Here is a 7,188-nt window from a genome sequence, read left to right as displayed (position 1 = left end):
AGCGCTCGGGTAACACTCCGGACACCCGTGATGTTCCTACCCCACCAACCATGATCCACAAGACAGGCCCTAGATCCATCCGCGTACCGCCGTTCTGCATTCGCTCGGACTGGACAAGCTCCGACAGCGCCCGCCGACGTTTGATCAGATCGATCAGCGCCTGATCGATCTCGTCGATCTGTGCGCGCCGTACGTTGACGGTGGGGGTTGGTCCTTTCATGCGAGTTCGCAGCCGGGCCGACAGGCGTAGAGGAATCGCATGTAGTAAAGCTCTTCCGGCGTCCACGTCCGTGGGTCGCATATCGCGCGGCGCCGCTCTTCGGTGATCGGCACCAGCGCACCCCTCCGGTGCCGGAAGCCGCGCAGGTCGTACAGGACCAGGCCGGCTTCCTCAAGGAGGTCGAAGATCTCCTCGTACGTCGTGTCAACCAGGTAGTCCGGCGTGTGTAGCTCGAGGAAAAGGTGGTCGATGTGTTTTGCGAGCACCGAGCGCATGCCCCGCAGGACGAGTCCTTCCCCGCCGTGCACGTCGATCTTCGCGACGCTCGGGTACCAACCCTTGCGCTCGGCGTACGTGTCCAGGTCGATGCCGGCAACGGTGTGGGTCACGAGGACCGGATCCGTGGTGCGGGTCTTGGCCCGCTCGACCTGGCGGGTCCTCAATGGCACCGCGAGCCATCCGGCCGTCGGCGCGTTGTCTCCGGCGACGACGGGCCGGGTGCCGCCCCTGCGCCGTTCGACGACGCGGCCGGGCACGTTGCGCAACGACCGCAGGTAGCTGCGCCGCCACGTCGCCCACTGGGTATCCGGCTCAACCGTGCGGCCATGGAAGGAGACGGATCTGACACGGTCGACCAGTGCGACCTGGGCTACCTCCACGGTCACCCGGTTTCGTTCGATGTTGCGGCGCATCACCTCGGCATACGCGGGCTCTGGTTCGAAGGCGACGACGCTGAGACCGGGTACGTGCCGAGCGGCCCAGCACGAGAAGAAGCCGTAGAGGGCGCCGATATCGGCGAAGCGGGCATTCGGCTGGTGCAGCGCTGCCGACAGCAGTGTCGCCACGACCGGCTCGTACGCCTGCCCCGGAACACAGTCACGGACGACACTGAAATCCGGATCCTCGAACAGGAAGGCAGTGCCCTCGACTCGATAGGCGTCGATGTTATGCACGCGACTCAAATCTCTCATTTGATAGCCAGAATCCCTTCGAAGACGAGGTATTTCTGGATGGTTGCGATGCTGGTGAAGCCAGCCGCACGCAATAGGCCGTAGGTGTCCGAGCTGGGCTGTGGAACCATCACGGATCGAAGACTCCGAGCTTTGTTGAAAATCTCATCGGCGTCAAACCCGTTGTCGAACTTAAAGTCCATGTAGAGCTGCTGCATGATGTCTTGCAGTCGCGCGTCCGGGCAGAGCACCTTCTCGAACAGGATCAGCGCGCCGCCGGACAGAAGACCGTCGTAGACCCGCTGCACAATGGCCGGACGTGTGTGGGGCGGCGCGAACTGCATGGTGTAATACATGATCACGGCATTGGCCGAGGTGTAGTCGGTGTTCAACGCGTCGCCTTGCCGGATCGTCACATTCTCCAGCTCGGCGCAGCGCTGACGGGCCGCCCGGACCATGTCCGCCTCGATGTCGACCCCGACCAGGTTCAGGCCGGTGGCCATCGGTTTCTGCGCGATGCTGGCGAGGAGCGTGCCGGTACTGCATCCGACGTCGATGATGGTCGCACCCGGCCGGCAGAAAAACTCCACGCACTTGCCGATCAGATCGTGGCCGGCCTGGTAGAGCGGGACGCTGCGGTTGACGTGGCTGTCGAAGTGGTTGGGCGTGGCACCCGCAAAGCTCCAGCGTGTGTCCGTGGCGACAATGTCGTCGCCGACCTGCATCGCCTCGTCCCGTCGCGGATCGCGTTTCCCGTTGTCCCGCTGTGCGGGTAGCGAATCGCTTGTTGCTGACGGGCTGTTGGTCTTGAATCTTGTCACTTCGGACTTTCGCCCAGCGGAATCGACGGCTGGTGTTTTCATGAGTCATCCTTCCCGAGCAACGTGGAGGAGGGGTGTACCGGGGACTCGATGACATCGACGACGGTGGCGTCCGGCGCGATGAGGCCGGCCGCGGTGAACGAGTCGCGTCCTTCGTCGCTGTCGAGCACCCCGCACCTGGTCAACAGCCGGATGGTGTGTCGCGCGGTTGTCCGGACCCGTCGGGTGACCACGTCCCGCGAATAGGTCGCCTGAATGACCTCGCGGGCCACGTCCGACCGGAGGCCACCGTCGATCAACGCTACCTCTGCCGAACGGACGTCCGGCTGTGCGCAGGCAAGGATCATCTGCGGCAAGTCGCGGGCGACAGCACTGCGCGTTCGTCCGTCCAGCGCCGTCCACAACTCCGGAAAGAACCGTGCGAAGTAGACATGGTGAACCCGCTCGTCCTCGGCGTGGTCGGCCACGATCCGACGGATAGATGGATGGACCGTGTCATCTGCGGGTAGCTCGTCGAGGATGGAGGTCACCATCGTCTCGAAGACGCATGCCTGCAGCAGGTGGCGGATCGCCTCGTACCCGCTGGCATGGTTGCCCTCGGGTCCGTCGAGCAGTTCGAGCACGGCGTCGAAGTCATACCGAACCGGGTCGATCCGGCTCGCATGAGCCACCTGGCGGAGCATGTTGAGGCTGGCTTGGGCATGGAACGACTCATCCGTGAGAATCAGCAGCGCTTCCTCACGCGTTTGGTCGGTCAGCGGCATCGCCACGTCCTGGGTCGCCAGCGCGGTGAGCGCCCGGTTGACCACTCGCGTCTCCAGGTGAACGGTGAAGCGGAGATAGCGGTAGAGGTGCTGGGCAAGAATGCGTTCGTGCTGAGCCGGGTCGAGCCCCTGGACCAGCGGATGCCCGAATTCGGGCAGGCTCCTTCGGGAGAAGAGGGCGGAGGACGACTCGTCAGCGGCGAAGCGGCGCCTCGGCTGTCGACGGACGCCGGCCCGGTCGTACCAGTCATCCATGAGTGACCGTGACACCCGCACCTGACCTGGAACGTAGGAACGCGCGAGCCGTGTCCACGGCCGCGCACAGACCGCTCAGGCATGCCAGTGCCAGCAGGAAGTAACTGGCAGTGCTTCCGCCGACGAGCATGAGACTCACCCCGAGGTACGAGCCGATGGATTCCCCGACCCCCATGGCAAGAGCGGAGAGAGTGAAAGCGGCAACGAGCGCGCCGGATCCGAAGAGCGCGGACAGGTCGGCCTCGACGATCGGCAGCACGAGACATTCGGCGATGCTGGCTATGGCGACGGCTCCCAGCACCACCGCGCCGGTGTGCGCGTACGCCAGGACTGCGAACGAGGCCGCGAAGCACACCAGACCGATGGCCGGCCCGTACCGGCGGACGGCGTCTAGGCGCGCTGCCAGCGAACTCGCCGGCACTTGCAGGGCGATCACCACAACGGCGTTGACCACGAAGACGGCACCGAGCACCCATCCGGAATCGAGTCGGGCGTGTACGAGCAGCGGTACGGTCGCGTACAACTGTGCGTAGAGCGCGAACGCGAAGACCAGGAGTAGCAGGGGGTAGCTGACCTCGGGATCGGTGAGGCGGCGGACGGTCGGTCGCGCCGACGTCGTGGCGACCTGGGTGCGGGCGGACGGCAGCAGCGATGTCAACGCCGCACCCGCGATCGACAGGAGACCGAGCTGTAGGAAGTTGATGTCGGCGCCGTACGACGCTTGGATCAGACCGCTGACCAGTGGACCGACGGCGGCCCCGACGTTCAGGGCGGTGGCCAGGAGCCCGAGGCGGCGCAGCACACCGGATGGCTGCTCGCCCACCATCAGCACCTTGATCGCGAGGACAGCCCCACCGTAGCCCGTGCCGATCAGCGTGACCGCGATCCAGGCCACGGCCACCGAATGCGCGAACGACAACAGGAGATAGCCCAGACCGATCCCGAGGAGGCTCAGCTGTGTGACGTTCCGGACCGAGGTCGAGCCCATGAATGGCGCCACCAGCACCCGGCCGAAGCGCATCACCAGCGTGGCATACGCGACGAACGCCGCGGTCAGTGCGGCTGACCAGTGGAAGTCGTCGGCCGCAGCGATGCCGAGGACGGCGAGGCCACCCCGCATCGTGAGGCTGACCAGTCCGTACAGGCCGACCGCCGCGTTGCGCTGCGCCAGCCGCATTCGCTGCGGCACCGTCACGGCGGTCACGACGGCATCGCCCCCGAAGAGGTGGCGACCTCGAACCGTAGCCTCCCGACGATCCGGTCGGCTGCGGCACCAGCGTCGGTGCCGTCCTCGGTGCCGGCCACCACGAGTGCGCCACGGGCGAACGAGTCGTGTAGGGCGTCGACTGTGGTTCCGGGGCGGATCACCACGTCCACGGCCAGGCATCCCGCTTCGCCTCCGGCCTCCTCGACACCTGTCACACCGAGCAGGCGTCCGGCCGGCGGAACCGCCACCCGTACCGACGCCCGTCGGGCCGGGTCGGCGTCCGGGAGCCGCGTGTCACGGCCGAGTACGTCGTCGAACACCGATCCGAAAAGTTCGAGGCCGGGTCGGCGATGCTCCGTCAGGGCGTGGATCCAGTCGCCCCCGGTCCGGGAGTGAACCTCTCCACAGATCACCCGCTGCGAGTCGGTCACCCAGAATTCAACATGGAAGAGGCTGTGGGTGAGCCCGACCGCTCCGACCGCCCGAACGACGCTGTCGACCACCGCCTCGTGAGTGGCCGGCGGCAGATCGGCCGGTTGGTCATGGCCGAGCTCGACGAAGAACGGGGGAGTCGTGGTGTGCTTGCGGCTAATTTCGAGCACGGTGGGGACGTTGGCGATGATGATGCCCTCGGCGCTGTACTCCTGACCGTCCACGAACTCCTCGACCAGCGCCGCCTCGCTGAACGCGAGGGCGGCCTCGACCAGCGGCGTGACGTCGGACCCGGAGTGATGCAGTTGGACGCCCTCGCTGCCGAAGGCATCCACGGGCTTGATCACCCAGCGCCCGCCGGGCAGTTCGGCGAGGAGAGCGGCAGCCGCGTGCGGAGAGTCGACGCGGTGACAGGCCGGCTGCGGTAGGCCGGCGGCGACGAGGGCGGCTCGGCACAGGTCCTTTGTCCGGGCCGTGCGGACGGCGGCTACCGGATTCCAGGGCAGGCCGAGGTCGTCGGCGCACATCGCCGCCGGGATCAGCGAATACTCGCGGAAGCCAACCACGGCCGCGATCGGATGCCGGGCATGGACGGCCGAGGCGGCGAGCCGGCAGGCGTCCGGATCCCTGTAGTCGACGGGCACCGTCTCGACAATCGCCGGCAGTCCGTCCACGCTGGTGAGGTTCTCGGGGAGATCCGCCATGACCAGGTCGATCTGCCGTGCTGCCGCCTGCACGGCGATGCGGCGGGACCAGTCGGCGACGTGTGATGCCGGGCCGCCGCCACCGAGCACCATGATGCGGGGTCGACTCACGGGTGTTCTACCTCTACGGTCACCAGCGCATCCGCGACTTCCAGCGCACTGGTCACGGCCGCCAACGACGGCCCACGGGCAATCAGCGTGCCGATGATCGCGCTGGTGTAGCTGGACGGAGGTTGGGCGACGGCGGATCCAATCGGGGCATCCTGCGCGAATGTCAGCAGACCTGGAACGTCGAGTGCGGCGGCGACGCCGTCGATGCGGCTGAGCCGGCCGGTCTCGGCGGAGATGACCTGCCGGGAACCCGCGACGGTGTACGCGGGCGGCATCGCCATCGTCGGCCCGAGGTCACACACGGCGATCAGGACCTGTTCCAGGAACCCGTAGCCTCGGCTCATAGCCAGCAGGTGCGTGGTGATGTATCCGCCGCCGGTGCGGCTGTTCATCTCCAGGATCATCGGCTGGCCACCCTCGGTCACGCGGAGTTCCAGGTGGATCGCCGTGGTGCCGAGTCCGAGCGCGGTCACCGTCCGCTGGGCGGCGTCGAGGACGCGCTGCTGCGTATCGGCGTCGAGCGCCGTCGGGTGTGTCTGCAGGTATTCCAGGGAGTGCGGCGGGCGCACGCTCTTGTCCGTGATCGCGGCCGCGGCCAAAACGCCGCCGCGGACGATGCCGTCGATACTGTGCTCACTGCCGTCGATGCGTGTCTCGAGGATCAGCTGACCCGGGTTGAAGTGAAAGATCGGGTCGATCGACTTCTGCGTGTATGCGATCAGCTCGGTCAGAGCCGCGAAGGCCGCGTCTCGGCTGTCCACGGCGAAGATGCCCTTGCTGGTCGATCCGCTGACCGGTTTGAGTACGGCCGGTAGCGGCACGTGCTGAAGCGCCGCCTCCAACTCCTCGGGATTGGAGACGCGGGCGAACCGGGGGGTGAGGTCGGGGCAGTTGGCCAGCAACGCCTCGCGGGTGTGAGCCTTGTTACGTGCGATGGCGGCACTCTCGGGGGTGTTACCGGGAAGCCGGAGGGCACGAGCCACCGCGGCGACGCCTTCCACGTCCCGGTCACCCCAGCACACGACACCGACGACGTTGCGTTCGGCGGCCACCTTCTGGGCAGCGATTACCAGGGCGTCGAAGTCGAAGGTGTTCACCAGCACTACTTCGGCTGCCAGACCTTCTGTTCCCGCCACTGGTCGGTCGGCGAGCAACACGACGTCGAGACCCAGCGCCCGCGCCGCGTCAAAACACGGCTCCGCTTCGGTGGGACTCGGGCGGGTGTTGACAAAGAGAACGGTCTGGTCAGCGAGCATGGAGAACCTTTCGGGCGGATGGAGCGGCCTGCGTCAGAAATCTGAGGAAATTGACCGTGTAGGTGGCCGGGCTGCGACGACTGGCGCCGCCTGCATCCGGAATGTGGACGCGTCTGCTGCGCTGAGCTGCGAAGGTAAAGAGGTCACCACCTCTACGTGATGTCCTGGAGACCAGGCCAGCGTAACGGGATCAACCGGTGTGGGAAAGCCTGCCGGCGTGGTACGGCGGCATGACCGAAAATTGTCAGCACAGCCGGTTGGGACGCCATGAAGATGGACGTACCCCAGCGTGATGGCTCTGCGACCGCACGCCCGCGAGCCCTTCTCCATGGGCGCTGGGCTGTCGGTAAGCCCTGCGCCGAGCTTGCCCGAGGTGCAACCCGGAGGTACCACCGTACGTATTCAGCTTGAGTTGATCGGCTGAGCGGGGCTGCGGTCTACTGTGGTGGCTGTGGCTGGCATGATCTT

The 7,188-nt window shown here is 66.4% G+C and carries 6 protein-coding genes and 1 pseudogene; all 7 read right to left on the bottom strand.

All coding sequences use genetic code 11. The features are described 5' to 3' along the window. Positions 1 to 220: pseudogene (locus tag ACLQ24_RS27840) on the bottom strand (hypothetical protein); the annotation flags it as partial. Next, on the bottom strand, positions 217 to 1,173 hold the full coding sequence (locus ACLQ24_RS27835; protein ID WP_425894708.1) for an FkbM family methyltransferase: 957 nt from the start codon (positions 1,171 to 1,173) through the stop codon (positions 217 to 219). The gene ACLQ24_RS27835 and the pseudogene ACLQ24_RS27840, both read right to left, overlap by 4 nt. Before the next feature lie 14 nt (positions 1,174 to 1,187). Continuing rightward, entirely contained in the window at positions 1,188 to 2,033 is an 846-nt protein-coding gene (locus ACLQ24_RS27830) for a methyltransferase domain-containing protein (protein WP_425894707.1), read from the bottom strand. After that, positions 2,030 to 3,010: a diiron oxygenase gene (locus ACLQ24_RS27825; RefSeq protein WP_425894706.1), complete on the bottom strand. Its 981-nt coding sequence runs from the start codon at positions 3,008 to 3,010 to the stop codon at positions 2,030 to 2,032. Before ACLQ24_RS27825 ends, ACLQ24_RS27830 begins: the two co-directional genes overlap by 4 nt. After that, positions 3,003 to 4,214: an MFS transporter gene (locus tag ACLQ24_RS27820; RefSeq protein ID WP_425894705.1), complete on the bottom strand. Its 1,212-nt coding sequence runs from the start codon at positions 4,212 to 4,214 to the stop codon at positions 3,003 to 3,005. The genes ACLQ24_RS27825 and ACLQ24_RS27820 overlap by 8 nt, the downstream gene beginning before the upstream one ends. Further along, positions 4,211 to 5,464: an ATP-grasp domain-containing protein gene (locus ACLQ24_RS27815; RefSeq protein ID WP_425894703.1), complete on the bottom strand. Its 1,254-nt coding sequence runs from the start codon at positions 5,462 to 5,464 to the stop codon at positions 4,211 to 4,213. Before ACLQ24_RS27815 ends, ACLQ24_RS27820 begins: the two co-directional genes overlap by 4 nt. Then, complete coding sequence (locus ACLQ24_RS27810; RefSeq protein WP_425894702.1) at positions 5,461 to 6,720, bottom strand: ATP-grasp domain-containing protein; 1,260 nt, start codon at positions 6,718 to 6,720, stop codon at positions 5,461 to 5,463. The genes ACLQ24_RS27815 and ACLQ24_RS27810 overlap by 4 nt, the downstream gene beginning before the upstream one ends. Positions 6,721 to 7,188: the final 468 nt, after the last annotated feature.

Source organism: Micromonospora sp. DT4 (assembly GCF_049841675.1).
Lineage (GTDB): Bacteria > Actinomycetota > Actinomycetes > Mycobacteriales > Micromonosporaceae > Micromonospora.
Note: the sequence above shows the minus strand (reverse complement) of the source record. Positions and strands in the feature narration are given on the sequence as shown.